This is a genomic window from Bacillus sp. FSL R5-0712 (genome assembly GCF_038593285.1).
GTDB classification, from domain to species: domain Bacteria; phylum Bacillota; class Bacilli; order Bacillales; family Bacillaceae; genus Bacillus; species Bacillus safensis.
Map to the genome: position 1 here is coordinate 3,750,966 of NZ_CP151981.1, position 25,506 is coordinate 3,776,471.

General features: G+C 40.4%; 27 protein-coding genes, 4 tRNA genes and 1 other annotated feature. Of the genes, 3 read left to right on the forward strand and 28 right to left on the reverse strand.

The features are described from left to right. Nucleotides 1-38: 38 nt before the first annotated feature. The 15 genes from NSU11_RS19305 to NSU11_RS19375 form a co-directional block, all read right to left on the reverse strand. Complete coding sequence (locus NSU11_RS19305; RefSeq protein WP_024424003.1) at nucleotides 39-545, reverse strand: LURP-one-related family protein; 507 nt, start codon at nucleotides 543-545, stop codon at nucleotides 39-41. 105 nt (nucleotides 546-650) lie between these two features. Beyond that, nucleotides 651-992, reverse strand: a complete 342-nt coding sequence (locus NSU11_RS19310) for a darcynin family protein (protein ID WP_234107492.1) — start codon at nucleotides 990-992, stop codon at nucleotides 651-653. A 70-nt stretch (nucleotides 993-1,062) separates the two neighbouring features. Then, on the reverse strand, nucleotides 1,063-1,653 hold the full coding sequence (locus NSU11_RS19315; protein WP_149126102.1) for a Crp/Fnr family transcriptional regulator: 591 nt from the start codon (nucleotides 1,651-1,653) through the stop codon (nucleotides 1,063-1,065). A gap of 148 nt (nucleotides 1,654-1,801) precedes the next feature. Beyond that, a complete protein-coding gene (locus NSU11_RS19320) occupies nucleotides 1,802-2,650 on the reverse strand; it encodes an MBL fold metallo-hydrolase (protein ID WP_342493729.1) in 849 nt (282 codons plus the stop codon). Nucleotides 2,651-2,700: 50 nt separating this feature from the next. Next, entirely contained in the window at nucleotides 2,701-3,867 is a 1,167-nt protein-coding gene (locus NSU11_RS19325; RefSeq protein WP_122632032.1) for an MFS transporter, read from the reverse strand. 137 nt (nucleotides 3,868-4,004) lie between these two features. Next, nucleotides 4,005-4,307 carry a metalloregulator ArsR/SmtB family transcription factor gene (locus tag NSU11_RS19330; protein WP_342493730.1) on the reverse strand — a complete coding sequence of 101 codons (303 nt, stop codon included), beginning with the start codon at nucleotides 4,305-4,307 and terminating at the stop codon, nucleotides 4,005-4,007. Between the two features lie 605 nt (nucleotides 4,308-4,912). Next, nucleotides 4,913-5,995: a DUF262 domain-containing protein gene (locus NSU11_RS19335; protein ID WP_218676988.1), complete on the reverse strand. Its 1,083-nt coding sequence runs from the start codon at nucleotides 5,993-5,995 to the stop codon at nucleotides 4,913-4,915. Continuing rightward, nucleotides 5,992-6,609, reverse strand: coding sequence for a hypothetical protein (locus NSU11_RS19340; RefSeq protein ID WP_218676987.1), 618 nt, complete (start codon nucleotides 6,607-6,609; stop codon nucleotides 5,992-5,994). Before NSU11_RS19340 ends, NSU11_RS19335 begins: the two co-directional genes overlap by 4 nt. A gap of 10 nt (nucleotides 6,610-6,619) precedes the next feature. After that, nucleotides 6,620-7,714, reverse strand: coding sequence for a DNA cytosine methyltransferase (locus NSU11_RS19345; RefSeq protein ID WP_309415964.1), 1,095 nt, complete (start codon nucleotides 7,712-7,714; stop codon nucleotides 6,620-6,622). Between the two features lie 262 nt (nucleotides 7,715-7,976). Continuing rightward, nucleotides 7,977-8,456 carry a 23S rRNA (pseudouridine(1915)-N(3))-methyltransferase RlmH gene (gene rlmH, locus NSU11_RS19350; protein WP_342493731.1) on the reverse strand — a complete coding sequence of 160 codons (480 nt, stop codon included), beginning with the start codon at nucleotides 8,454-8,456 and terminating at the stop codon, nucleotides 7,977-7,979. An 80-nt stretch (nucleotides 8,457-8,536) separates the two neighbouring features. Next, a complete protein-coding gene (locus tag NSU11_RS19355; RefSeq protein WP_198457326.1) occupies nucleotides 8,537-8,707 on the reverse strand; it encodes a CxxH/CxxC protein in 171 nt (56 codons plus the stop codon). Nucleotides 8,708-8,868: 161 nt separating this feature from the next. Next, nucleotides 8,869-9,699: an energy-coupling factor transporter transmembrane component T gene (locus NSU11_RS19360; RefSeq protein ID WP_342493732.1), complete on the reverse strand. Its 831-nt coding sequence runs from the start codon at nucleotides 9,697-9,699 to the stop codon at nucleotides 8,869-8,871. Beyond that, on the reverse strand, nucleotides 9,690-11,405 hold the full coding sequence (locus tag NSU11_RS19365) for an ABC transporter ATP-binding protein (protein WP_342493733.1): 1,716 nt from the start codon (nucleotides 11,403-11,405) through the stop codon (nucleotides 9,690-9,692). Before NSU11_RS19365 ends, NSU11_RS19360 begins: the two co-directional genes overlap by 10 nt. A 19-nt stretch (nucleotides 11,406-11,424) precedes the next feature. Next, a complete protein-coding gene (locus NSU11_RS19370) occupies nucleotides 11,425-11,982 on the reverse strand; it encodes an ECF-type riboflavin transporter substrate-binding protein (protein ID WP_024424020.1) in 558 nt (185 codons plus the stop codon). A gap of 14 nt (nucleotides 11,983-11,996) precedes the next feature. Beyond that, entirely contained in the window at nucleotides 11,997-12,857 is an 861-nt protein-coding gene (locus NSU11_RS19375; protein WP_024427616.1) for an S-adenosyl-l-methionine hydroxide adenosyltransferase family protein, read from the reverse strand. A gap of 110 nt (nucleotides 12,858-12,967) precedes the next feature. Continuing rightward, nucleotides 12,968-13,238 (reverse strand) — a binding site (T-box leader). 192 nt (nucleotides 13,239-13,430) lie between these two features. Here NSU11_RS19375 and NSU11_RS19380 point away from each other — a divergent pair. Then, nucleotides 13,431-14,120 carry an ABC transporter permease subunit gene (locus tag NSU11_RS19380; RefSeq protein ID WP_144489717.1) on the forward strand — a complete coding sequence of 230 codons (690 nt, stop codon included), beginning with the start codon at nucleotides 13,431-13,433 and terminating at the stop codon, nucleotides 14,118-14,120. Further along, complete coding sequence (locus tag NSU11_RS19385) at nucleotides 14,121-15,002, forward strand: ABC transporter ATP-binding protein (protein WP_268415673.1); 882 nt, start codon at nucleotides 14,121-14,123, stop codon at nucleotides 15,000-15,002. It abuts the gene before it with no gap. A 39-nt stretch (nucleotides 15,003-15,041) separates the two neighbouring features. Here the strand turns inward: NSU11_RS19385 and NSU11_RS19390 are convergent, their stop codons facing one another. The 11 genes from NSU11_RS19390 to NSU11_RS19440 all read right to left on the reverse strand — a co-directional run bounded on the left by NSU11_RS19390 (nucleotide 15,042) and on the right by NSU11_RS19440 (nucleotide 23,177). After that, nucleotides 15,042-15,506 (reverse strand): GNAT family N-acetyltransferase, encoded by a 465-nt coding sequence (locus tag NSU11_RS19390; RefSeq protein WP_206534170.1) that lies wholly within the window; start codon nucleotides 15,504-15,506, stop codon nucleotides 15,042-15,044. A 68-nt stretch (nucleotides 15,507-15,574) separates the two neighbouring features. Next, on the reverse strand, nucleotides 15,575-16,762 hold the full coding sequence (locus NSU11_RS19395) for a trypsin-like peptidase domain-containing protein (RefSeq protein WP_101677479.1): 1,188 nt from the start codon (nucleotides 16,760-16,762) through the stop codon (nucleotides 15,575-15,577). An 81-nt stretch (nucleotides 16,763-16,843) separates the two neighbouring features. Beyond that, nucleotides 16,844-17,638 carry an MBL fold metallo-hydrolase gene (locus NSU11_RS19400; RefSeq protein ID WP_024424026.1) on the reverse strand — a complete coding sequence of 265 codons (795 nt, stop codon included), beginning with the start codon at nucleotides 17,636-17,638 and terminating at the stop codon, nucleotides 16,844-16,846. A 6-nt stretch (nucleotides 17,639-17,644) separates the two neighbouring features. Continuing rightward, on the reverse strand, nucleotides 17,645-18,508 hold the full coding sequence (yycI, locus tag NSU11_RS19405; RefSeq protein ID WP_024427621.1) for a two-component system regulatory protein YycI: 864 nt from the start codon (nucleotides 18,506-18,508) through the stop codon (nucleotides 17,645-17,647). Next, the gene (yycH, locus tag NSU11_RS19410) at nucleotides 18,495-19,874 is read right to left on the reverse strand and encodes a two-component system activity regulator YycH (protein ID WP_073208144.1); all 1,380 of its coding nucleotides are present in this window, start codon (nucleotides 19,872-19,874) and stop codon (nucleotides 18,495-18,497) included. The genes yycI and yycH overlap by 14 nt, the downstream gene beginning before the upstream one ends. Further along, complete coding sequence (walK, locus tag NSU11_RS19415) at nucleotides 19,864-21,702, reverse strand: cell wall metabolism sensor histidine kinase WalK (RefSeq protein WP_024424029.1); 1,839 nt, start codon at nucleotides 21,700-21,702, stop codon at nucleotides 19,864-19,866. The genes yycH and walK overlap by 11 nt, the downstream gene beginning before the upstream one ends. A 7-nt stretch (nucleotides 21,703-21,709) precedes the next feature. Continuing rightward, on the reverse strand, nucleotides 21,710-22,417 hold the full coding sequence (gene yycF / locus NSU11_RS19420; protein ID WP_024424030.1) for a response regulator YycF: 708 nt from the start codon (nucleotides 22,415-22,417) through the stop codon (nucleotides 21,710-21,712). 347 nt (nucleotides 22,418-22,764) lie between these two features. Continuing rightward, a tRNA-Phe gene (locus NSU11_RS19425) sits at nucleotides 22,765-22,837 on the reverse strand. A 27-nt stretch (nucleotides 22,838-22,864) separates the two neighbouring features. Continuing rightward, nucleotides 22,865-22,941, reverse strand: a tRNA-Asp gene (locus tag NSU11_RS19430). 82 nt (nucleotides 22,942-23,023) lie between these two features. After that, a tRNA-Glu gene (locus NSU11_RS19435) sits at nucleotides 23,024-23,095 on the reverse strand. 6 nt (nucleotides 23,096-23,101) lie between these two features. Next, nucleotides 23,102-23,177: transfer RNA gene (locus NSU11_RS19440), tRNA-Lys, on the reverse strand. 344 nt (nucleotides 23,178-23,521) lie between these two features. Between NSU11_RS19440 and NSU11_RS19445 the strand changes: the two genes are divergently transcribed. Beyond that, complete coding sequence (locus tag NSU11_RS19445) at nucleotides 23,522-24,046, forward strand: peroxiredoxin family protein (RefSeq protein WP_122632112.1); 525 nt, start codon at nucleotides 23,522-23,524, stop codon at nucleotides 24,044-24,046. Between the two features lie 29 nt (nucleotides 24,047-24,075). On the opposite strand, the gene NSU11_RS19450 is transcribed toward NSU11_RS19445, so the two are convergent. Together NSU11_RS19450 and NSU11_RS19455 are read right to left on the reverse strand one after the other, a co-directional pair. Continuing rightward, complete coding sequence (locus tag NSU11_RS19450) at nucleotides 24,076-24,285, reverse strand: hypothetical protein (protein ID WP_342493734.1); 210 nt, start codon at nucleotides 24,283-24,285, stop codon at nucleotides 24,076-24,078. Nucleotides 24,286-24,298: 13 nt separating this feature from the next. After that, entirely contained in the window at nucleotides 24,299-25,432 is a 1,134-nt protein-coding gene (locus tag NSU11_RS19455; protein WP_342493735.1) for a DUF418 domain-containing protein, read from the reverse strand. Between the last annotated feature and the right edge of the window lie 74 nt (nucleotides 25,433-25,506).

The following is a 25,506-nucleotide window of genomic DNA, read 5'->3' on the forward strand; positions in this document are numbered from 1 at the left end:
AACTTTAAGCTCTTCGAGGCTTTATTGATATTCTCTTACTAATTCGTCGTCGCCGACGACGAAGACCTAGACGCTGCTTCATCAGCTTTCACACAATCAATCGCAACAACGAGCGCAATCATCACAGGCTCCATTTCTTCTTTCAAAATATCAACCTTATAGCTGTCACCCCAAGTAAACCATTCCTTCTTCACCTGACCAATCACTTCGCCGTTCTGGAGCACCTGGAAATTCATATCCCACCAGTTACCTTGCACTTCGATCCCAGCAGCATCAATTGAATATTTTGCTTTAAAGAACGTAAACTCTTTTTTAATCGTCAATACCTCTTGACCACCAACTTCTACTAAAAACTTCGGTAAAAAGGTAAACATTTTCTTCGTAATCACAGCGATTTCATCTCGTTCTGTATTCAAAATGGTAAACGTCTTAGGCATCTTCATAAAGCTGCCTTCGACCACATATACATCGTTCTCCTGTTGATCCTTTACCGTAAACCTGCCGCTCAGACTAAATACTTTCTGCTTCATGTAAAGCTGTTTCATATATACCTCCGATTCAGTTCAAAAATTTATCCGTTCTAACATTACCTCTGATTATACCAAAAAAAAGAATGTACAAAAAACCACCTGATAGCAGGTGGTTTTCGATTACTGATTCATTTTCAGAGATTCCTTTTCATATGTTTGAAAAGCATTTTCCATTCCCATGATGACTTCTTTAATTTTTAGATAACCTCTTGTATAAGGAATAGAATCTCTAATCTCTTCCCACATAAAATGATAAAACTTAAGGTCATCCGTTTCACACATCACAAAATCTGTGTAATCCTTACCTGGAAGAGCTTCAGCATCAAAAAAGCGCACCGTCACATGTTCCTCATATTTCTGCATCAACTCTCGCAGCGAAGCCGCATGGGTTCTTCGCTCCTCTCGTGGTAAAGCAAGCCAAGATGGATAGAACTCTAATAAAACAACCATCATATATTTCATCATCATACCCCCGATTCTTCTATGATGTGATGATTGTACGTCAGATCTAGAGAATGTGCATTAACATAGGTTAATGTTCAGCAGGATGGAGCAGCCTGCTCAGCGAAACCGGAGAAATGCCAATATATGAGGCAATATGATATTGAGCGATACGTTGATGTAACCCAGGATATTTCAATAAAAACGCCTGATATCGCTCAATTGCGGGCAAATATAGCAGTTCCCTCTCACGCTCTTCCTTTCTCGTATACAGCCTTTCTACACTAACCCGAACAAACCGCTCCCACATATGACTTCTATCCATCAACATTTGAAGCAGATCATACGGAATTTCAATCACGATCGAATCCTCCATCGCTTCAATCGAATAAGGAGAAGGCTGCCCGTTAATCATACTTGCATAAGAAGTAGCAAAATCATCTTCCAACGTAAAAGCCACGTTGTACTCCCTTCCATCCGGTAACAAATAGAAGAGACGGAAGAGCCCCGTTATGCAAAAATAAGCATGCTGCACCGGATCGCCAGCCTTGATCATGCATGTACCTGCTTTTAATTGTTTAATCGTTGTTCCTTCTTTGAAGGCTTGCCAATGATTTTGTTCGATTGGATATTTGGATATTTTGGTTTTAAAAGTGTCGTATGGGTCATTTATTTTGTCCATCTGTTTTTTACCTCCTAATAAGGAAAACTCAAGCCTACTTGGGGATTGTTTTTATGATCAATGCTAAAAATAAGTCTGTCACAATACGTGATGCAAAAAAGTCTCGTTTGAGGGAAATCACTCAAATGAGACTTTTTTTAGTGAGTATTTAATAACCATTTACAAAGTAATCAATGGTTTCTAATTCATCTTCTTTCAGTTCTCTGTTCACGTAATTTTGAAATTCTTTCGTGATTTTCTGCTTATCTCCACCACATAGATCAGTGGATTTCGCTATCATCCGAAGCTTGTCTGTTTCCTGACGAAACTCCTCTTTTGTCCACGGTCTTTGGTGTGAAGGAATATACGTATCGGCATCAAAAGCTTCTAACTCATCTAAAAGACGCAATATTTCTTTCACCGTGTAATGTACTTTTTCGGCATACATTTTCGGATAAATGCAATCAGCAAGAAAAAGAATTTTCTCTTCTTTCACATACACGATCACTGAATCTGCCGCATGATCGCCTCCAACATGCTGCACGACACAAGTAACCCCGCCAAGATCAATTTCCATCCGCTGGTCAAACGTCACATCCGGCAAAACCACCTGAATATCTCGATGATCCTGATATTCTTCTTTTATCGCCTTCGCACAAAACTCAATCTCCGTTCCTTCCCTCACCCGCTCATCAATCGCCTCATCTGACCACGAAAACGGAACAAGCTTCTCCATTTCCTTTCTGGTCTTTGCAGAAGCAATCGAAAGCGAATCAGGCAGCGCAGGCAGACCAAAAATATGATCCCAATGCCAATGCGTGAGGACAACGAGATCGGGCTTGGTGTTCTCTTGTTTTAAAGTTCTTTGGATGAAATAGTTCGCATGATCTTCTGAATTACCGGCATCGATCATTAATGTTTTGTTATTGCCTGCGACCATGCCTAGGATGGGGCGGTCGGTAAGTGATACTGGTGTGATGTACCAAAAACTCTGACCTATTTTTTTAATTGAGTGCAAAGGTGCTTCCCACTTTCTGTCATTATTTTTTATCGTTCCGCTGTATATGATTAAGTATATCGAATTTCATTACTCGAAGTAGCACGCGAAGCCAATATTGTTACAATGATCGCGATTGCAACGCCTAAAGCACCTGCCCAAGTAACGGAAGATAGAGAAACTTTCTCTACAAAGATACCTCCAATAGCTGCACCTGCAGCCATCGCCAATTGCATCATTGACTGATTGAGACCTAATAGTATACCTGATGATTCTGGCTCCATTGTAGCTAGGTGATATTGTTGAGTCGGGCCAGAAGACCATGCAGCAAATGACCATAATATTAAAATGAGTAATACTCCAACATAAGAATGCGTAACTAGTGAGAGCAATATGAGCATGATGACATGTAATGTCATTCCACTAATCAGAGTAAAATTCACACCCCATCGATCGGTACTAAACCCACCAAACTTTGACCCAACTAGACTAGCAACCCCGAATACGAGGAGAACTCCACTCAGCAATTTGCTGCTTACACCTGATATATTTAAAAGGTAAGGGGATAAATAGGTATAGGCAATTGAATAACCACCGAGCCAGAAAAAGGTGATGGCTAATCCCAACACTACTTTTGGTTTTTTAAAAAGAGCAAGTTGTTGAATTAGAGGTACAGGTTTATCCCCTTGGATTTTTGGAATCGTAAGAGAAATTATCACTATAGCTAATAATCCGAGTAAGGCTATTCCTCCAAATACAGCCTTCCAACCAAAGAAATCACTAGTCATTCTGCCCAGTGGGACTCCAATAATCAATGATGCTGTAAATCCCATTACTACTGTAGCAATAGCGGTACCTTGCTTACCTTTTGGTGCAATTTTTTCAGCAATTGTTAATGCAGTAACTACGACCATCCCCGCTCCAAGAGCCATAATAATTCTTGACACAATAAATAATTGATACCCAGGGAGGACGAATGCAAGAATATTACCTAGAATAAAAACGCTAAGTGAAAATAACATTAACTTGCGTTTATTCATTCCCGATGTTAAAGCCATTAATACTGGGGTGAAGATGGCATACATAAGAGAAAAAATCGTAATTAACTGGCCGGCTGCAGCTATCGTAATCCCTAATGATTCAGAAATATTATCCAAAATACCAGAGATGATATACTCTGATGTACCAACTAAAAAACTGACAATAGCTAAAATGTAAATCTTTACAGTGTTTGACAATGTAGATCACTCCTTATATATAATACATTTACATATCTAGAATTGTTAATATGTATGGACAAAAAAACATATTACGATAAGTCGATTTGTATTTAATAAATGAAACTGAATTCTGATGTATGAATTCAGTTCATTTATTAAATATTATTTTCTAGAATCTCAGCAATTTGTTTTATGGCATTTTCATCTCTTTTATAATACGTGTATTTACCTATACGCTCTGTCGTAATTAATCCAGCTCGTAATAAAATTGAAAGGTATTGAGATGCTGTTGATTGCGTCATTTTCAATTTATCTGTTATTTGACTAACACATACCCCTGTAGTATTCATATCAATCCCTTCATGGGGTGTAAAATGACGATCAGGTTCCTTTAACCATTGTAAAATTAGCAGTCTTGATTCATTGGATAAGGCTTTGAAAACTTCTATTGGCTCCATACAAACCATTATATCGATAAATAACGATATGTCAACATGTGTTGTTTGAGATTCCTTAAAAGTTTCTGTTTTCCTATGTTATTCTCTCCGCTTTAGGCTTAATCGTGGTTTTTTACGGAGTGGTTATATCTATTCTGGTGCAATGGAGATGTTTGATGGTGCTTGTACAGCTAAATTTAGCCTTCTCATCCCTCACTAACTTATGATAAGGCCTACTTGGGGTTGTTTTTATTATCAATGCCAAAAATAAGTCTGTCACAATCCGTGATGCAAAAAAGTCCCGTTTGAGGGAAATCACTCAAATGAGACTTTTTTTAGTGATTATTTAATACCCATTTACAAAGTAAGCAAGGGGTTCTCCTTTCTATACTAACCCAATCAACCACTTCTCAACTATATTCCCTTCTAAAAAGACGAATAAAACGATTTTTAAAAATAGGAATGCTTCACAGGTTTGCTTGATGTTTTACTGCTTCTTTTTTTGATTGAATCTTCCATTATTGAAAGTTGTAAGTCGATAGAATTAGTCTTGTATTGAATTATTTATATATTTTTTATACCATGAATTTTATTTTATAAATAGTTAGCTATATTACCTGTTTATACTATATATCATTGATATCAATATTACTTATCCCTTGTAATAAAACTTTTTTCATGATGTTGAATCTAATCATTCTATTTTGCAATTTATTTATACCTTCTGATACTGCGAGTTTATACGTATTTAGTATAATTTTTATTGTATCATTATTATCTACTTCTTCATTTCTATAATCTAAATACATTTTTACAAATTCAGTGAAATTCGATATAATATTATCGGATATTTCAATTTCATTCCTTTCAAAGTGATCTATAACTGTAAACATGGTATATAGTTGTGATTTCTTTTGAATAAATCCTATAGTCTTATCATTAATAAATTTATCAAGAGAGTCAATCCATGATAAAATTCTGATTTTATCAGTATCTCTTTCTTCATAAACATCTTTATAGTCATCATAAGCATTATTAAGAGGCCTTTGAGTTGTCTGGTTTATAATACCATCACGTGCGAGTAATATTAACGAAGCACAAAATTCAATATCTTTCATTCTTTTAATATCTCCTGCATTGAATAAGTTATTATTAGACCAAAATTCATTTTCTGAAAGTTCAATAGCTAATTCCGCGAATAAACCGTTAGATGTACTATGTCTTTTCTCTTGTGCTCTTAAATTATAATCAGTTAAATTTAATCTGTAAAATATACTTTTTATAGTTTCAACATTATCTACTTCTGAAAGTTGAACAACAGGTATATTGTAAGACCAAATATTAACCTTTTCTTCTTTAGTCAATTCATCAAATTTTTTATTTGCATAACTCCCAGTTATATCAGGCTGAGTAAGACTTGATTTAAGTAAGGAAAATTCACCTTCAATAAATTCTACTATTGCATTTACTCTTTGTTGACCATCAACAATATGAGTAATAGTTTGTCCAGTAGTTGGATTGGTTTCAGCATCCCATAAATATAATGAAGGTACGATATATCCAATTAATATTGTTTCTATTAATCTTATTTTATCAGTCTCATTCCAAACCTTTCTTCGTTGATATGATTCATCTACAACAAGAACCCCTGCTGTAAATTTGTCATACAGATCTTTCACCTTCACAATATGAAAATTTTTTGAAATCATTTACTTACCTCCTCCATTATTGCCTTTTTCAATTTATTGATACCTTTAACATGATATTCTTCAAGATCTTCCCATGATCTATATATTCTAAAATTAATTGGATGACGGAATTTTGCTTTTTCCTTTAACTCCCTTTTTGTTGCTCTTATTCTTTCATTCCAAACCTTTCTTATTGAAGGTATATTTTCTAACGTGTTTTTAGATATAAATCCATTAAATATCCCTGATGATATTTCTTTGTAGTAATGGGAATATCTGACACTAATTTCTTCTCTTGCTAGATCCCAATATTCAAAAAAATATTTTTCAGAAACTATTGCTATATCAATATCCGATTCGGTTTCTTCATTACTATCAAACTTTCTTAATGCTTTTTGTGGCGAAAAACTAAAGCCAGTTTTCCCACTACCAACAATTAATATATTTTTCATGCTTATAGATAAATTTTTTGAGATTATTTCATTCATTAAATCAAGATTATTCATAAATTCACTATGATTTAGATTCAAATGGCAAGTGAAGTACCAAATATCTGTATTAAACAAATATTTTTTTACAATAGTGATCTCATCTAAATTTTCAAGGTCAAACTTTATTTTTTCTTCAGATGTCATAATACCACCTCTAACTATACAAGTACTGTTTTAAAAAGTAATTTAGGTTACTTGCCAACAAATTTGCCATTCTAACTGGTACACCATTTCCTATAGCCTTAAATTTTACTGTCAATGATATATCTTCATTTATTATAAAGTTATCAGGTACTGTTTGTAACCTAAGTGCCTCTCGAACTGATAATCTCCTCTCAAGGGTGGGGTGAAGATGTACTTCATTATTTCCATATGCAATAGTAGGGCTATATCTCCATCTGTGTAACCTTTTAAAGCTTTTTCTTTTATCGTCTCCTTCTTCTATAAAACTAAATTTTGACGATTTTGGATTGAAAAATTCATTAGAGTTTGGAATATTGCTCAAATCATTATCCAGTAGGTATGTACCTACCATTAATTCCTGAGGAATCGAGTTAGGCTTTTCAACATTCATACCAAATTCGTTTGTAGTCGGCCAATTATACCTGTATTTTGAATTATGATATTTCTCATAATATGGCCAATAGAACCAGCCTCGTTCTCCAGAAAAATTGGCTTTAAAAACTTTTTCATATATTGAATTTGTTACTCCCAGTATGAATATTCTTTCTCTATCTTGTGGCACCCCTAGATCAAGGGAATTTAATATTTTAAAATCTATAGCATATCCATTAGTCTCTAATAAAGAGATCATTCTATCAAAAAATTCCCTATGTTTCTTAGTTTTTACAAGACCTTTGACATTTTCAATAACAAAAAAGCTTGGTCTAGTATTACAAATTAAATTTACAAATGTCTCCGTTAATTTCCCATTTTCACCTTGATGCCCCTTATTTTTTCCACCTACAGAGAAATCTGGACAAGGTGGCCCTCCAATAATCCCCCATAATTGATTATGATTCTTGATCTGAACCATTTCTCTAATGTCCTCAGCAGAAATATTTTCTATAGATTCATTGCTAGTAATAGACACTTCTTTATCTAAACATGAGCTCATTCCGGAATTATATATTCTTGATATTTCTTTTGAAATTTCATTTGTAAAAGTAATGTCAAAACCAGAAAAGGAGAACCCCAAATCTAAAAATCCTGCACCTGAAAAAAATGAATATATTGGAATACTCTTCATAACACTACTCCAGTCTGTTTATAAATCTATATTGAAGTTATAAACCTCCACTTACTTTAATCATTTATAACCCCTCAAACTTTATATTTTATATTAAAATGCTATAATTGTCGAAGTTAATTAAAGATAAGTAGTGTTAAAGGTCTCCTTTACATTCTTCTATTCCACTTACGCAAAATCCCATCAAATTTTTCTTTATTATGTACTTATAAGTGAACAAAAAGACTCTCTTAAACTCTTAAAAATCATTTATATATAAAACTCACTTATGATAAGGCTCCCCCCGAACAATCCGAAACGCCCGATAAATCTGCTCCACCAACACCAGCCTCATCAACTGATGCGGAAACGTCATCCTCGAAAACGACAGTTTCTCATTCGCGCGCTGCATGACAGCATCACTTAGTCCGAGGGATCCACCTATGACGAAACATACCTTACTTTTTCCGTATGTTGCTAGCTTATCTATTGTATCGGCTAATTCTTCGGAACTCTTCATTTTTCCTTCGATGGCGAGGGCGATGACGTGGGCGTCTGGGTTGATTTTGCTTAGGATGCGTTCGCCTTCTTTGTCTTTGATGATTTTCATGTCTTGATCACTGAGATTCTCGGGTGCTTTTTCGTCCGCGAGCTCAATGATCTCGATTTTTGCGTAAGCCTGTAATCGTTTTGTGTATTCGGCTATGCCTTGCTTTAAATATTTCTCTTTTAATTTTCCTACTGAGATAATTGATATATTCACAGGTCATCCCCACCTTAAGAACAAGTTATTCATATAAGTTATCAACAATTGTGGATAAAATTTGTGTATTTTGTGTCCGATCATTCGTTCCCCACTATATATATTGCAGGTTCATCGCACAATTCACAGGTTGTGGATAAACTGTGTGTATGTTCGATTTTTCTGAATTCTGGCGGCGTTTCGTGATCATCTATGTACATGTCTAATACGGTTTCTATGTGTTCTGCACACGCATAATATGTTTTGTTCATAAGTTTCTGATTCCTCCAATAAGTTCTCTGGTTATTCACAAGTGTTTCGCTCATTGTTCAATATAACCGATTTATTCACATGTTAATAGTCTTTTACCATTTTCCACACCTTTTATCCACAAACCAAATAAAAAAGCCTCCACTCCTGTGAAGGCTTCTTTCTATAAAAATGGATTATAAAATCTCGTTCCTCTAACAAATGTAATCACTAGCGACACGATCAGCACCACACCAACAAACAATAACGCTACATAATCTGCTTTTTGAAAGTCTTTTGCCGTAAACCATGTTCGCTTTTTATGCTTTCCAAACCCTCGCAGCTCCATCGCATTGCTGATCGTTTCAATCCGCTCCAAGCTGGAGAAAATCAACGGCATCACAATCGACAGCGCATTTTTGATCCGTTTTCCCAGCTTTTCATTCTTCGATAAATCAATGCCTCTTGCTTGCTGAGAAATCGCTATCATGCGAAAATCCCGCTGAATATCTGGAATATAACGAAGAGCAATCGCTACAGCATACGAAATCCGGTAGCTGACCCCAATTCGGCTGAGAGATGAGGCGAATTCACTTGGATTTGTTGTCACAATAAATAAAAGCGCTGCTGGCATCACGGTCACATATTTTAGCGTAATGTTCAACTGATAGAAAAGCTGTTCAAGTGTGACATTGTACCAGCCGGCAATATGAAATAGCTCGTGCTTCGTTCCGTAGATGGCGACACCTTGCTGGGGCGCAAAGATGTAGATGGCGATGTTATTGATCACTAGGAAAATCGCCAGGACAATCACCACGAAGGAAATATCACGAAATCGTACGTTTGATAGCTGAAAGAACACGATACTAGCAACTAGCATAAACACTAAAACGCCTGTATCATACGTGAGCATCGCTGCGGATGACCAGAGGATAAAGCAAATGAGTTTGGTTGCACCTGTCAGCCGGTGAATCGGTGACGGGCGATCGATATAAGACAGCATGTCTACAGCCATGTCATTCGTTCCTTTCTGTCAACCTCAATGAAGCGATCTACGAGTTCATTTGGATTCGGCCAATCTGCTTTCAGCGCCAGTTCATACAGCGATGTTTCCTTTAAGCTCGCCTTTTGGACAAGCAGCTGATCTGTCAGCACTTTGGCTGGTGTATCATCTGCGATTTTTTCTCCATCTGAAATGACAATGGTTCTTGTTGTGTATTCAAGCATCAAGTGCATATCATGGGTGATCATGAAAATCGTGACACCCTGCTGATTTAATTGCTCTAAAAACGTCATCATCTCTGTGTAATGTTTAAAATCCTGTCCTGCGGTTGGTTCATCTAGGATGAGTATTTCTGGCTCTAGTACAAGTATAGACGCGATGGTGACGCGTTTTTTCTGTCCAAAGCTGAGTGCTGAGACCGGCCAGTTCCGAAATGGATACAGTCCGCACACTTTCAAGACCCGCTCCACCCGTTCCTTGATCTCTTCTTCCTTTATGCCTCTTAAAACGAGACCAAGTGCCACCTCATCAAAGATCATTTGTTTTGAAATCATTTGATTTGGGTTTTGCATGACGACGCCGATTCGTTCAGACCGCTGTTTGATCGTATCTCCTGTAATGTCATCACCATTTAAAAGAATTGACCCTTTCGTTGGCTTTTCAAATGCACAAAGCACCTTAGATAATGTCGTCTTGCCTGCACCATTGGCTCCTGCGATGCTGATCATTTCTCCTTTTTTGACGGTAAAAGAGATGTTGCTCAGCGTATTTGGTCTTGTTGGATAGTCAAAGCTCAGCTCACGCACTTCTAGTAAATCCTGTGCTGCAATCTGCTCGACTGATGGCTCAGACGCTTCCATCCACTGCTCGATTTTCATTTTTTCCTCATCGTCTAAGGTGAGACGCTGTAAATCAGCGATCTGATCTCCTGGCGCGACCGGTATGCCTGCATATTTCATCGCTTTTACATATAAAGGCTCACGCAAATACGCCGCTTCTAACACGTTTGAGGCGAGCAATTCATCTGGTGTCATATCCGCTACAATCGTTCCTTCATTGACAACGATGATGCGGTCCACATGACGGAAGAGGACGTCTTCTAATCGGTGCTCAACCATCACAATGGTTTTTTTCGTTTGTTTTTGCAGCCGGTCAATAAGATCGATGACTTCTTTGCCTGTTGCGGGATCAAGGCTTGCAAGTGGTTCATCAAACAGTAAAATGTCGACATCATTGACAAGTACGCCCGCAATGGCGACACGTTGTTTTTGTCCGCCTGACAGCTCATGCACGGATGATGCCAGCTTGCCGTCTACCTCTGTTAATCTGGCAGCTTCCTCCACACGTGTGTTCATTTCTTCGCGTATGACTTGATCATTTTCAAGTGTAAATGCGATGTCTTCTCCAACGGTCAACCCGATGAATTGTCCATCAGGGTCCTGAAGCACCGTTCCGACAAGCTGTGAGAGGGAGAAAATGTTCTCTTTCTCTGCATTTTTTCCGCCGATGTGAAGATTTCCTTCCATAGAACCTTTATAAGACGCAGGAACTAGCCCATTGATACAATGGGCTAGTGTGCTTTTTCCCGATCCAGACGGGCCTGCGATGAGAACTTTTTCTCCCTCATAGATGGTCAGGTTGATATCCTTTAATGTTGGTTCTGCCTGACTGCGATACTTGAATCCGAAATGTTCGAATTGAATCATCGGTTTCTTCATTTATGTGTTCCACCTTGCTTCATGATGTTTCTTTCGATAGGCTGCCGCTTTTGCTTCTCGTTTTCGCATAGGCTGCAATGATGATGGTTCCTAGTACACCAACTGTGATGATGTTTGAAATCCCTGCCACAATGCCTTGAACAAACACTTTGTTCGCAGGTTCTGCATAGATCACAATGTCGAGTACAGGAGCAATGATAAACCAGCCTAATGCCTGTGCACCTGCTTGTACGGCGTTAAAGAGCGTGATTTTCTTCCAGCCGAAGTCTCCCTCTTCTACTTTTAAACGGTTAGAAATAAAGCCGATCAATAAACCAACGACACCCGATACAATAATCCAGCTCCACCAAGGGCCAAATGTGGTCGCATCTTTAATGAGATGGCCAATAAAACCAATCAGTGCGCCTGCAACAGGACCAAATAGCACGGCCATTAATGCAAGGAATGCGTATGAGGTTTCAATTTGTGTATTCGGAATACCAGTTGGAATGGAGACGAATCGTCCTAGAATCACAAAGACGGCTGCGCCAATTCCAATAGCAACGACAGTTTTCGTTGAAAGTTGTTTTCCTGCCATGATGTATCCTCCTCTTATTCGTATATAATGCGCGGAGCTTTGCGAATCGAAAGGCGCCAGCCTGTGCCTGTACCGATGTTATAAGCCTTTGCAAATGACCCTTGATTGATCGCCACGCCTAAATGGTCGAGTGAATTGACATATACGAGTGGTTCGCCTACCTTTAAGTCGGCAAAAGATCGTCCATAGGTCATGATATTTTTATACACATTTTTCGGCCCGTTGGCAATGGTAACTTCTATTGCATCGCCGTAATTAATTGAAAGCTGTTCAAATAGCGTGTGATGAATGTTTGTCCATAGGTTTCCAAATCTCACATCTAAAATATCAATCGTGCCTGTGATCACATCTTCTTCCGCATAGGCCTGAACGACTGGAAGATGGATAATATCATCAATATTCGCCTTTGGCCCAACCTCTTCAAAAGAAATCACACCTGATGCAATTCTCGCCCCTGTATAAGCGTAAATATCTCTCCCATGGAATGTATGTGATTTTCCCGACTTTGGCAGCCGGTTAATGGTTTCATCTAAATAACGGGCTTCCACAATGCCAATATCCTGGGCAACGTGCGTGAGTGTCCCGTTATCTGGGGTAATGATATAGTGTGAGCTTGTCGTTTTGACGACAAGACTTTTTCTCTCTGATCCAACGCCCGGATCAACGACGGAAACAAATACCGTCTCTTCCGGCCAGTATGTGACGGTTTGAAGCAAGCGATAAGAAGCCTCCCAAATGTCATACTGCGGAATATTGTGTGTTAAATCAAAAATACGGATGCTGCTGCTGACCGTATTTGCCACTCCGTACATTGCACTGACAGCTCCATCATCAATGCCGAAATCTGATTGTAAAACCAATGCATGTTCACTCATGTCAATCTCCCTTTCATTTGAAAAAATGGATGTGGTGTTTCACGTGGAACATTTGAACAATTGTATGAAAAAAGTGGACAATAAAAAATACCCCATCCTTATCTTTGAATCATAAGGACGAGGTATTTGTCTCGTGGTACCACCTTTATTTACTGTTTGCTCGCGCTAAACAGCCTCTACAAGTACAAAGCTCCAATCTGGCTCATATACTGTGGTTTTGATAACGAGTACCAACTCTCGTCGTCACCTACTAATATCATAGATATGTTCAGCACGAGGCTCAGAGACCATTTTTCGAATCATTATTTTTGCTTCTTTTCAGCTGCCGAAGCTCTCTGTGAAAAAATTGATGATTGTACTTTCTCTCGTCATTGCCTGTATAACTATCTTGAATTAAAGCTATCATACATGATGTTTTTTGATAAATCAAGATATTTTTCTGAACATTTTTAACAATGAGTCAACTGGTGCTGGAAGAGTCTTCTTTTTATGAAATTTAAACAAATGTTAAAGAGCGAGATATGGTGTCTTTCTTTTCTAGGGGTATAATAAAGGTGAAGGGAGGTACAGCGTGTGTGGACCATCTGTATGAATGAGTTTAAGCAGCTCTTCAAAAGCACAAAATCTATTTTAACAATTGTTATTATTTTCATTTTATCTACTTTTGTTTCAAGTCTTCCGTTTATCGCTGCTCATCAGGAAAAATGGGAACTGGCAAAGGATCCTTATTCTATTGGGAATGAACTGGTGATTTCTTTATTTGGTTTCTTCCTTATTTTTTTGTTGTCTCATGATATTTTAAGCCGCGAAATTCATTTGAAAACCATTCGTTTTCTCGTCAGTAAAACAACCCGTTTGAACATTATCATCGGGAAATATCTAGGACTGATGCTGTTTTGGCTTAGCTGTATTATGACGACATATGTGCTGAATATGGTGATTTCACACCGTTTTCTGTTCTCAGATGCCTTAAAAATCTTAACCTTTATCAGTGTCGGTATCTCATGTGCTTTATTTTTGTCCATGCTCTTTCCAACACCGCAGAAATCAATGTTTGTCGGTATGTTATTTTCCTTTCTTTTCCCAATCGTCAGTATGATTTCTGTTCTTTCTTCAGAACGAATGATTCATTGGTTCCAATATATGACGCCTTATTATTATGCGCGTTGGAGTGAACCGCTGACCTACGTCCTAATGAACACGGCATTGACCGTTATCTTACTCATTGGAACTGCACTGCTGTTTCAAAGGAGGGATGTGTAGATGCTTCATACAAAAGGGCTCACAAAAAAATATCGTACAAAAGTCGCGATAGATCATATTAATCTTGATGTCAATCAGGGCGATATCTTCGGACTCATTGGACCAAAGGGATCTGGTAAGACGACGTTTTTCAATATCATTACCGGGATCTCCCGCCCTACCTCTGGTACGTTTACAGTGATGAATATGCCTTCGCTAAAAAAAGTGAGACAGCATATCGGTGTTCTGCCAGAATATACGGATTTATATGAAGGTCTTACGGCTCTTGAGCATATTGCCTATTTATCAAAAATCACCGGAACACGCCAGAGAACGAGTGATTATGAAGAACTGCTCGAATTTGTCGGTTTACATCATGATCATCAGGAGAAGGTCGGTGCCTTCACACCTGGTATGAAGAAAAGGCTCGGAATGGCGCAGGCCATCGCCCATCAGCCGGAATTTATTTTACTCGACGAGCCTTTTGCCGAAATTGATGCAGATTCGATTTTCCACATTCAGCGGGTCATTGAAACATTAAAGGATGAAGGGAAAACCGTCTTTTTAACAGCTGACCGCCCAAGGTTCACCAATAGTATTTGTACCAAAACGGCGTTCATTTCTGAAGGAAAATTAGTGTCCCCACATACTCATCCTCAAGAGAAAACCATCACATCCTCAAACATACGTGCAACCTTCAAGCATGCATGGATTGATGATGAGGTGAAACCTGTTCTCACGCAGTACCTACAAACTGTCGGAACAGATCTTGTGATCAGTGATGACGAGACCTCATTGTTAATTCGTTCAGAAGCTCAAGTTCCAGCGATCATTCGCGCTTTCGTGAAGTGTAAAGTTGATTTATACAGAGTCACGGCTCAGGATGCCATGATGTCCTCATAAAAAAGTACCGTACGCTTTCTGCACGGTACTTCTTCTTTTTTATAAAGGTTTACTCATATAAATACCGGTTTCTGCAAATCCCGTTTTCTCGTACAGCGAACGGGCGATTTGATTGTGAGCAAAGACATGGAGCGAGAGTTTTTGCACACCTAATGACTTTGCCTGCTCCTCTAATGCAGCAATGGCCTGCTTTGCAAAACCTTTTCCTCGATAAGCTTCAAACAAAATAAAGTTATAAATAAATCCTTCATGCTGCGGGTGATTCGGGTCATAACAAAGCCAAACCCAGCCAATCGCTTCATCTCCGTTTAAGAAATTCCACAGCTCATGATGCTCTGTCTGAAGTCCTTCTGGAAGAAGCCTGTCAAATTGTTCTTCTGCGTTCGCAAGTGATTCTTCCTTCTTCCATGTTCCTGCGAGTACCTTTTCTTCCGCATACCGCTGAATGGCTTTCTCCATCAATACATCGTAATCAGTTTGTGACATCCGTTGTAGTGTAATCAATCGTACCGCCCCCTCTCCATTATCATATGATGAGCATGCAAAAAAAACCAGTCCCTTACTGGAACTGGTTAGCCGCCATATCGGTCGGTTTGAGAAAGTTTGATCTCTGCTGATTTTTTCTTCCCGCTTCGGTAAAATTGCACCTTTACCTTGTCGCCGACCTTCCTTTGATATAAGTACTTACGAAGATCCACGATATTCTGTACACTCTTGCCATCAAAGGAGGTCACGACATCCAGCTCTTTTAGTCCCGCTTTTCCTGCTGGAGATAACGGCTCAACACTCATAACAACAACCCCAGATGTAACCTTAGATGGCAGTTTCAACGTTTCCTGCCAGTGGTAGCTCGCAATATCTGCTAATGATTTCATGCCGACGCCAAGATACGGACGCTTTACCTCTCCGTAGCGCTCTAAATCCTCTATGACAGGGATGACCAGATTCGCTGGAATAGACAGCCCGATTCCTTCTACCTCTGATTCAGCAATCTTCATTGAGTTGATGCCGATCACCTTTCCGTCCATATTGATCAAGGCACCACCGCTGTTTCCAGGATTGATGGCGGCATCTGTTTGCAGTACCTCTGCATTCCAATCCGTCTGTCCGTCTCCATTTGAGTCAACAGGGATCGCACGCTCTGTGCCTGATATGACTCCTTGTGTGACAGAGCCTGCGAATTCAAGCCCTAATGGATTTCCAATGGCGATGACTGGCTCACCCGGCTTCACATGATCTGAGTTACCGAAGGCTGCGGTTTTCTTGATTTTATCACTTTTGACAGTGAGAACAGCTAAATCCATGAGCTGATCGCTGCCGACAAGATTGGCACTAATTCTTGTCCCGTCATGGAGGCTCACTTCAAGCTGGTTGGCGCCTTTGATGACGTGATGGTTTGTAACAATATAAAACGTGTCACCCTTTTTCTTATAGATCACACCTGACCCGCTGCCTGCTTCTCCGCCTTCCTCCCAAAAGCTCGACTTTTGAATATTAATGACGCCGACTACCGTATCTGACATATTAGACACGACTTTCGTGACAGCATCATTGACGTTTACATTCACAGTCTTTAAAGGGCCCTGAGATGTTTGTCCATCACCGTTCTGCTGCCATCCAAAGGGACTGCCGCTCTGTCCAGATACATAGGGGAAAAAGAATCCCATTAAAAAAGCTCCTACCAATACACCGATCAAACCAGAAAGAAAATATCCTTTTCTGCTTCGTCTCGGCTTCCACTCTACATCGCGATAATCCACTATGTTTCCTTCCTTTCAGTGAATAGATGATGTATATAGTGTTGGTAAGAAGCTCTTATCTTAATCATACGATTATAAAAATCATACGGCGCAAAGCGGGGTTGCTTTTTTCGGGTCTGTATCAAATAAATCAAAGCCATCCCCCACAACAAAGCCCTTCATTTCAAGCGTCTGCTGGACCGCCATACGGGCTAAATCCTTCATGTTGTTGTCTTGACTCAAGTGAGCCAAATAAATGCGTGAGGTGGCATCTCCAATGACATCTGTCATCGCAAGAGCAGCATCTTCATTTGATACATGTCCGACATCGCTTAGAATTCTGCGCTTAATGCTCCATGGGTATCGGCCCATTTGCAGCATCCCGACATCATGATTGCTCTCAAACACAAACGTATTGGCTGACTTAATAATGCCTTTCATGCGGTCACTCACATAGCCTGTATCCGTCATAAGGGCAAGTTTGCGCCCTCCATAATGGAACACGTAAAACATAGGCTCTGCCGCATCGTGTGAGACGCCAAATGACTCGACATCAAGGCCGCCAAAGGATTGAACGGTCTCCATATCAAAATGGAATTTCTGCTCTGTATCAATTTTTCCGATATGAGATTCCATCGCCTTCCATGTTTTCGCATTTGCATAGACAGGAAGCTTGTACTTTCTTGCCATGACACCAAGCCCTTTAATATGATCGGAGTGCTCGTGTGTCACAAAAATGCCGTCCAAGTCCTCAGGCTTGCGGTCGATTTGGCCAAGCAGCTCGACCATCTGTTTGCCGCTTAAACCAGCATCCACCAAAAAGGCATGCTCGTCTGTTTCTAAATAAAAAGCGTTCCCCGTACTTCCGCTCGCTAGTACACTGAACTGCAAGCTCATGTTCTCTCACTCCATTGAAGATTTGTCATCTTTCTCTATATGATCAAGTGTTGAGCCATCGATGGCATTGATCAAATATTCTTCCTCTGTCTTTTTCTTTGAACCTGCTGATACGCCTTCAAGCTCCACCCGCCATACAGGAACCATGACTTGCGTGCTTGCCCCTGGGTATTGCGTATAGTAGCCAAGCTCTACCTTTTTCACGGTCGTGTTTTGACTCAACATATTTTGCGTATATAAGTCCTTCACTGTTTCAAGTGCTGGGACAAGGGTTTCTTTTCTCACTTCATTAATCGATGTCACCATCGATTGCTGATAAGAGACGACTTCGTTTTGATCATTGAGATTTAAGGTGATTTGCCCGATGGTTTCGGTGTCATCAAGGCCTTCTTGGAAGATGTATTTCCCTTTATACGTTTGGAAAAAGACGATTTTCCCTGTCTCCTCATCTATATTCCACAGCTTATAATTCTTCCCATCCAGCAAACGCTGGTTCACAAGGTTCGTCGCCGCTGTTTTAATATCCTTTTTCGGCAAGGCAACTGGCTTGTTGAAGGTCATTTCAAGCAGCGTGACAGGATCATCTTTTTCTGTTTTCGGGAATGTGCTTTTCGCCTTTTGATCAGCTAATCCGTCGACATCCTTTTTCGTATATTGCTTCTTTTCAGCTGTAATGCGGTATCCAATCTTCGCTTCATCTGATAGATTGCCATATTTGATCCCGTCTGCCTTCATTTCTTCCAGCGTATCCGTTTTTTCGATAATCGCAAAATGATCGGTTGACCGTTTTTCAAAGTATTGAAAACCTAGAAAGATATCGAGAACGAGAAAAGCTAGGATAAAGATCGTTTTGGTCTTATTCCACTCCATGATTCTCGCTCCCCTCTGTCAAAAGATCATTCGATAGAATCACGGTTTTGCCGTTATATTTCATGCACCATACAGGCTCCAGCCAGACAAACATCGCTTGATCTTGATCTGATGCAGTTGAAGCAGCTTGATATGCAGGGAAAATCTGTTCAATTTTCTCCAGATCATCATATTTCGTCTGCTTGATGATCAAGTCCTTCAGCTCTGTCCCGTTCATCAGCTTGACCTGTTCACTTTGACTCGCTTTATTGCCAAGAATATAGTTTGGACGCTTGTAATTCAAAATGTCATCATTCGCCCATTGAACTTCAAGGGAGGTCATCCCAAATGGATGCTTTGTACTGTTCACAATCGGCAGACCGTCCATAAACATATTAAAGGACAGCTGTTGGTTGCTGTTGATACCAAAATATTGATAGTCATCAGTAAAGCTTCCCGTATCATTGAAATATTTCACGCTTCGCTTAATCAAATCCCCCGTTTGGAAAACAGTGCTGGAATTGATATTGCGGTGCTGATATTGAATGCGGTGGTCTTTTTGATTGGCTTCAAGGCGGCTTGTGCCATCTGTGTACACTGTCCGGTTTAAATTAGATTCCTCACCGACAAGGCTCGGGTCCGTAAACAAAGCGTCTTTGAACTTGTTTGTCTTAATCGTTTCGATAAAGAACATCTTCGCTTCAAGCTGCTTTTGCTTTCTCGGAAGAAGGAAATCTCGTTTAGAATTCGTCGAGAATGTATAAAGATCATAGCGCGGCATCTCGTTTTGAGCCGCTGCGATACTGTTCATTAGATTACGGTAATTGGCGGACTCAATTGTCAGCTCAAGCACCGTCTCCTTGCTGTATGAGACCAAATATACTTTTTTATTCGCCTTATCCTGCTGAGCGAACGGCACGATCATCCGATCAAACGAGTTGTATTCAATGGACTTGTTCGGCCATTTAAAGAGCGCTTGGAAAATATCAATCGGAATCGGATCATTGAACACAAGATCCAATGTCTTCCCTTGTCCTTCGCGTCCATAGAAGAAATTCTTAAATTTCTGCTCGGAATATTGATCTGACACATCATTAATCTCTTTGACATCCCAAAGGCTCACATCATTCCAAAAGTTTTGAAAGAGTTCCTTTTGATCCACTTTAAAATGCTCTCCATTTGAATGGATGAACATCTCGCGCGGCTTCACGACATCAATGAGACTTCTAGGCTCGTCGCTTGAAATCTTCTTCGTTTCCACGACCTTTGTGCCGGTATCTGCCTGATCCTGCATGACGGGCTGGAACATCCAGATATTCCACGTAAATACAAGACTGATCGCAATTAGGATTGTCAATATTATGGTTTTAAAGGTCTCACGCTTCATCCCAATCATCCTCTTGTTCTTCATTGTACGGAAGGGTAAAGGTCACCGTTGTCCCTTTTCCTTCAATGCTGTCAGCCCAAATATCTCCGCCATGAGCTTGAACCATTTCTTTTGCAATCGCAAGACCGAGGCCGGTTCCGCCAAGCTTTCTTGTTCTTGCTTTATCTACCCGGTAAAAACGTTCAAAGATTTTATCCATATCCTTTTTCGGAATACCGATTCCTTCATCTTTGACGCTGAATAACACAAGGCCTTTCTCTTCATCCAGATCAACGGTAAACGTGATATGTCCACCCTCTGGTGAGTATTTCATGGCATTGGAAATGATATTATCGAGCACCTGTGTAATTTTATCTTGATCGATTTCTACATATACTTCACGCTGCGGCAGGTTGCGGATAAAATCGACATGCTGCTCCTTCGTCATTTCAAAACGATCAATGACGAGCGAGATAAACCTGATAAAGTTCGTCCACTCACGATTGAATTGATAATCCTTGCTGTCGAACTTAGACAGCTGCAGCAGGTCATTGACAAGCCGGATCATGCGCTCCGTTTCATTTTGCGTGACACTGAGAAATCTTGGCGCAAGCTCTTTATCACCAATCGCACCTTCAGCCAGTGCCTCAAGATAGCTTCGCATCGTCGTCAGCGGTGTGCGCAGCTCATGCGAGACGTTCGCTACGAATTCACGGCGTTCCGCATCAATTTTCTCCTGCTCTGTGACGTCATAAATGACCGCAATTAAGCCATCAATTTTCCCATGCTCTTTCTGAATGACGGAGAAATTAACACGTAATACAGACAGCTGATCTTCGCGCTCAATTTCGATCAGCATGGAATCTTGATTTTCGACTAAATCTTCAAATGTATGAGTTTCCTCTAGGCCAAGCAAAGACGTGATCGGCATCTCTAAAGCTGTTTCACGTGAAACATTTAACAGCTCTAATGCAGGGCTGTTTAATAGAATAATTGCACCATTTTGATTCGTTGCGATGACACCGTCCGTCATATAGGCAATAACAGAAGAAAGCTTTTTCCGCTCCCCCTCCGTCATCAGCTGAGCTTCCTCCAGCTCTCTCGTCAGATGGTTAAAGGTTGTCGCAAGCTGGCCAATCTCGTCATGTCCATACTTCCGGACCTTTCTGGAGAAGTTCCCTTTGGCAAGCTCAATCGCCTGCTTTCTCATATCTGAAATAGGATGAGTAATCGTTCTAAAGATGAAGATACCAAGTAGAGCAGTCGTCCCAAGTGCAATCAATGTCCCAGTCGCTAAAATGGTGTTAATGGTTCGCATTTGGTTAAACACACTTTCCATTGAAGACACAACATAAATCACGCCAACGGTCTCTTGGTTCTCATTTTTCACGGCTGTCGCAGAAATACGCACCCTTTTATTTGATTCAGGGTCATAGAATTTTTTCTCATAGTCTTTGCCAACCGCGAAAATACGGCTAATGATTTGATCAGTGATTTTCTTGCCGGCAATCTCTTGGCTGCCGTTATTGACAGAGGCAATGACCTCTCTGCTTTCGTCAATATAGCTGACTTCAGAAATTTCATTAGACTCATCTTTGTTGTTAAAATCGTTCAATATCTTTTGAGCATCCTCTTTTAATTCTGCCTTGCTTTTCGATGAATCTTGTTCTAAGTAATACGATAACGAGTAGATTCGCTGATTCAAGGAATTATCATATGAATTAATTAAGGACTGCTCTAGCTGCTTCACAAAGTACACGCCAATGATCTGCATGGCAACGATGATCAGCAGCACGTAAATCAAGGTCAATTTGAAGTGAATCGAGCGAAAAAAACCTACTTTACTCATAAGAATCTTAGTCCTGCTCTGGGTTTCTTAAATAGTAGCCGACGCCTCGTCTTGTCACGATCCAGCTCGGGTGACTAGGGTTGTCTTCAATCTTCTCACGAAGACGGCGGACTGTGACGTCTACTGTACGGACATCCCCGAAGTAATCGTAGCCCCATACCGTTTGCAGCAAGTGCTCACGTGTCATGACTTGTCCGATATGTTTCGCTAAGTAATGAAGCAGTTCGAACTCACGGTGCGTTAATTCTATCGTTTCCTCGCGCTTAGACACCACATACGCATCTGGATAAATAACGAGTGATCCAACCTCAATATCATTTGATTCAGATTCTTCCTCCGTCTGCGGAGCAGCGGTTTGTCTTCTCAAATTCGCTTTCACACGGGCAAGCAGCTCACGTGTGCTGAAAGGCTTTGTCACATAATCATCTGCGCCAAGCTCAAGGCCGATGACTTTATCAATTTCAGAGTCTTTTGCTGTCAGCATGATAATCGGCATGTCATATTTCTTTCTCACTTCACGGCATACTTCAACACCATCTTTATTCGGCAGCATAATGTCGAGCAGAATAATGTCCGGCTTGATTTCTTCTACCATTTCAAGGGCTTCGTTTCCATCATATGCACAATGAACCTCATAGCCCTCTTTCCTTAAATTAAATTCCAATATATCAGCAATCGGTTTTTCATCATCTACGACAAGTATCTTTTTTTCCATTGTGATTTCCTCCTGCATTTTTAGCATCTATGTCATTCCATTTTGCATGTATCATTACGCCTTTTCCGTTTATGAAAAAAAGGCTCACTGTCTATTATAACGTTTTACGTGGCAAAGATAAAAATAATAACGGCTTTCTTTTCTAGTAAACGCTGGATAGGAAGGCGCCGCCCGAAAAAATTGATGACTTTTTCCTTTTTTATTGAAACTTTTCCAATCACCAGCCGTCTATATAGATGTAACGTCTTCTTCTTATGGAGCCGGGCCCTACCTAGGTCCGGCTTCTCCCTTTTTATGCCTTCTTTTCATAATAAAAACGCACCTGCGATTGCAGATGCGTTTGGAAGTGGCTCGGGACGGAATCGAACCGCCGACACACGGATTTTCAGTCCGTTGCTCTACCAACTGAGCTACCGAGCCATCATCAAAAAGATGAATATGTATAAATGGCGGTCCGGACGGGACTCGAACCCGCGACCTCCTGCGTGACAGGCAGGCATTCTAACCAACTGAACTACCGGACCTCAGTAACTTGCCCGAAAAAGCAATCGTGGTGCTCCTTCAAGCAAGTGAGGAAAAAATTAGCTTAACGCTAAAGTAAATCAATGACCCGTACGGGATTCGAACCCGTGTTACCGCCGTGAAAGGGCGGTGTCTTAACCGCTTGACCAACGGGCCAATACATGGTGAGCCATGAAGGACTCGAACCTTCGACCCTCTGATTAAAAGTCAGATGCTCTACCAACTGAGCTAATGGCTCTCGGTTTGTGAAAAGTGAATCTGAAGAAGCTGTATTGCGCCAAACCAATCGCTTTAAAAAAGCTGGAACATCGCATCCTAACAAGTTTCAGAGACCTTTGCAACAACGAGATTTATAATATCATAGAGTAATTACATATGGCAATACGTTTTTCGACATTTTTTTAAAAAAAGTGTCGGATTTAAATATCTCCTATCAAAGCTCCCACTTCTGCAACCGCCTTCATTAGATACGCGTTTTTCGGATGTCTTCTGCCTACTCAAACACATAGACACGTTTCAGGTCGCTCAAAAATGGCTATACATGAAACAAGTGACATTGTCATTGAAAAAGGAGGAAGCAGTATGAGTTCATTCAAATTAGGAGATAAAATGCCCAACTTTTCACTTCCAACAATACAGGGCGATCACATTGATTTCGACAAACATTTAGAGGAGCATCAAAGTTGGCACCTGATCGTTTTCTTTAGAGGATCTTGGTGTCCGGTATGTGTAGAAGAATTAAAAGAGCTCGAACAGCAGCAGTCATATTTTCAGGACAAGGATATTCACTTGATGGCGATTTCCACGGATAACCCTGATGACTTGAAGGCATTTGCGGATAAAGAGGAACTATCCTTCCCGATCATGTATGACCATGACCTCACGTCATTAAAAGCATATGAAGTCCACTATCACGGGGAAGAAGCCCCATATGAAGACCACGGGGTGCACGGTGAACCCGCCTATTTCTTATTAAATGAAAAAGGTCAAGTGCTCTATCAGCAAAGACAAACAAGTCCGTTTGGCAGACCGCACGCCAACGAACTACGCAAAATCATTCAGTACATCCGTAAAAATTTAAAAGGCCAATATAAAAGCCTGAAGTAAGGAAAAAGCCCTCATGATGAGGGCTTTTTTTATGAACGCTTTTTATTATATAGCCAATCTGCGGTGAAAAAAACAAAGAGACCCGCCATGAGAATGACAAAAGTGACGGGTGGTTTATTACCCTGGAAATACATGTACAGCGCATGCCCTCCTAATGCCAGAAGATAAAAGACAAATGCCTGCACAGCTGCTTTATGTGCATTCGTTTGTTCTCTTTTCGTCATTTTTTTAAAAAACATTGTGCTCTCCCCTTTATGATGCTTGTTTCATCGTCACCCTGCGAAGAGCCCGTGAACGGATATATTCCATTGGCCCGATTCCCCAGACGTTTAAGCAGCATGCTGAAATCGCGATTTGCAGAAGTGAAATCAACAGCCATGCCAATACAATAAGGGGCGCATTGATTTGACCGCCAAGACCCAATCCCCAGCTATAAAAGAGAATGGAGCAGATGACATTTTGCAGAATGTAGCAGCTAAGCGCCATTTTCCCTACATATTCAAACCAAGTCCACATGAACCATGACTCCGTGCGTGCGAGGAGCTTCGCAATGACAGCTATATAGAAAATAGAGAGGAATGGTGAAAAGACGTAGCGCACCACAAATTCCACTAGATCGTTCGGTACGAAAACTAGTGCATTCAGCGGCAGACCAATCCACAGTCCGATTCGGAACAATATTTTCCGGAGAGATTGTCCGCGTTCATTTGCATAAAATACACCCGCTCTCATCATCCGCACACCTAATAAAAACAGAAATGTGTTCATTGGAATAATAAAGACCGCTTCTTCTCGGTACATGTAGAAGTATTGTAACCGTTCTTGAACCTGCGAGATCCATGTCTCTGGCAGCTGCTCTTCCAGCGCCGGTTCACCGATTTGATCATCGGACGCTGACTCCATTTCAGAGAGGGAGTACAGCATCAGACATGACATCATGAGCAGATGAATCACACCTGAGAACACCATGCCCTTTTTGATGCGCCTGCTTCCTCCCCGTACAATGTAAGCCACAAGCAGTCCCGTAACGGCATAGCTCATGAGCACATCATATTCCATCACAAGTGTAAAATGGACAAAGCCTTCGAAAAATAAAAATAAAAGAATCCATAAATAAGTACCCGGCCAAGGCGTGTCCTTCCTTTTTGCCTGCTGGTATTTCAGCTCCAATCCAACACCAAACATGATCGTGAGCAGCGAGAGCATTTTTCCATAAACAAACATGGAGACAAGACTTTCTAGAAAACTGCCATTTTCATATTCATCCGCAATCTGATCTGTCGCAAAGGTATCTCCTGCATACGCAAAAAACCAGACGTTCGTTCCCAAGGTGCCTAGTATGGCAAAACCTCTTAAAATATCTAATAATCGTATTCTTTCTTTCACTAGAACGCTCCTTCCCTCCTATACAGTTATCATATTTTGGTAATGACCGGAAGCCTGCTCTACTGAAATTAAGA

Excerpts from the sequence above, each read along its gene's own strand:
- yycF (WP_024424030.1), bottom strand. The coding sequence starts at position 22,417 with ATGGAAAAAAAGATACTTGTCGTAGATGATGAAAAACCGATTGCTGAT.
- NSU11_RS19305 (WP_024424003.1), bottom strand. The coding sequence starts at position 545 with ATGAAACAGCTTTACATGAAGCAGAAAGTATTTAGTCTGAGCGGCAGG.
- NSU11_RS19330 (WP_342493730.1), bottom strand. The coding sequence starts at position 4,307 with ATGGAGCCAATAGAAGTTTTCAAAGCCTTATCCAATGAATCAAGACTG.
- NSU11_RS19385 (WP_268415673.1), top strand. The coding sequence starts at position 14,121 with ATGCTTCATACAAAAGGGCTCACAAAAAAATATCGTACAAAAGTCGCG.
- yycI (WP_024427621.1), bottom strand. The coding sequence starts at position 18,508 with ATGGAGTGGAATAAGACCAAAACGATCTTTATCCTAGCTTTTCTCGTT.
- NSU11_RS19355 (WP_198457326.1), bottom strand. The coding sequence starts at position 8,707 with ATGAACAAAACATATTATGCGTGTGCAGAACACATAGAAACCGTATTA.
- NSU11_RS19360 (WP_342493732.1), bottom strand. The coding sequence starts at position 9,699 with ATGGCTGTAGACATGCTGTCTTATATCGATCGCCCGTCACCGATTCAC.
- NSU11_RS19340 (WP_218676987.1), bottom strand. The coding sequence starts at position 6,609 with ATGACATCTGAAGAAAAAATAAAGTTTGACCTTGAAAATTTAGATGAG.
- walK (WP_024424029.1), bottom strand. The coding sequence starts at position 21,702 with ATGAGTAAAGTAGGTTTTTTTCGCTCGATTCACTTCAAATTGACCTTG.
- NSU11_RS19450 (WP_342493734.1), bottom strand. The coding sequence starts at position 24,285 with ATGTTTTTTAAAAAAATGACGAAAAGAGAACAAACGAATGCACATAAA.
- NSU11_RS19335 (WP_218676988.1), bottom strand. The coding sequence starts at position 5,995 with ATGATTTCAAAAAATTTTCATATTGTGAAGGTGAAAGATCTGTATGAC.
- yycH (WP_073208144.1), bottom strand. The coding sequence starts at position 19,874 with ATGAAGCGTGAGACCTTTAAAACCATAATATTGACAATCCTAATTGCG.
- NSU11_RS19345 (WP_309415964.1), bottom strand. The coding sequence starts at position 7,714 with ATGAAGAGTATTCCAATATATTCATTTTTTTCAGGTGCAGGATTTTTA.
- NSU11_RS19400 (WP_024424026.1), bottom strand. The coding sequence starts at position 17,638 with ATGAGCTTGCAGTTCAGTGTACTAGCGAGCGGAAGTACGGGGAACGCT.
- NSU11_RS19365 (WP_342493733.1), bottom strand. The coding sequence starts at position 11,405 with ATGAAGAAACCGATGATTCAATTCGAACATTTCGGATTCAAGTATCGC.
- NSU11_RS19445 (WP_122632112.1), top strand. The coding sequence starts at position 23,522 with ATGAGTTCATTCAAATTAGGAGATAAAATGCCCAACTTTTCACTTCCA.
- NSU11_RS19370 (WP_024424020.1), bottom strand. The coding sequence starts at position 11,982 with ATGGCAGGAAAACAACTTTCAACGAAAACTGTCGTTGCTATTGGAATT.
- NSU11_RS19375 (WP_024427616.1), bottom strand. The coding sequence starts at position 12,857 with ATGAGTGAACATGCATTGGTTTTACAATCAGATTTCGGCATTGATGAT.
- NSU11_RS19315 (WP_149126102.1), bottom strand. The coding sequence starts at position 1,653 with ATGGACAAAATAAATGACCCATACGACACTTTTAAAACCAAAATATCC.
- NSU11_RS19310 (WP_234107492.1), bottom strand. The coding sequence starts at position 992 with ATGAAATATATGATGGTTGTTTTATTAGAGTTCTATCCATCTTGGCTT.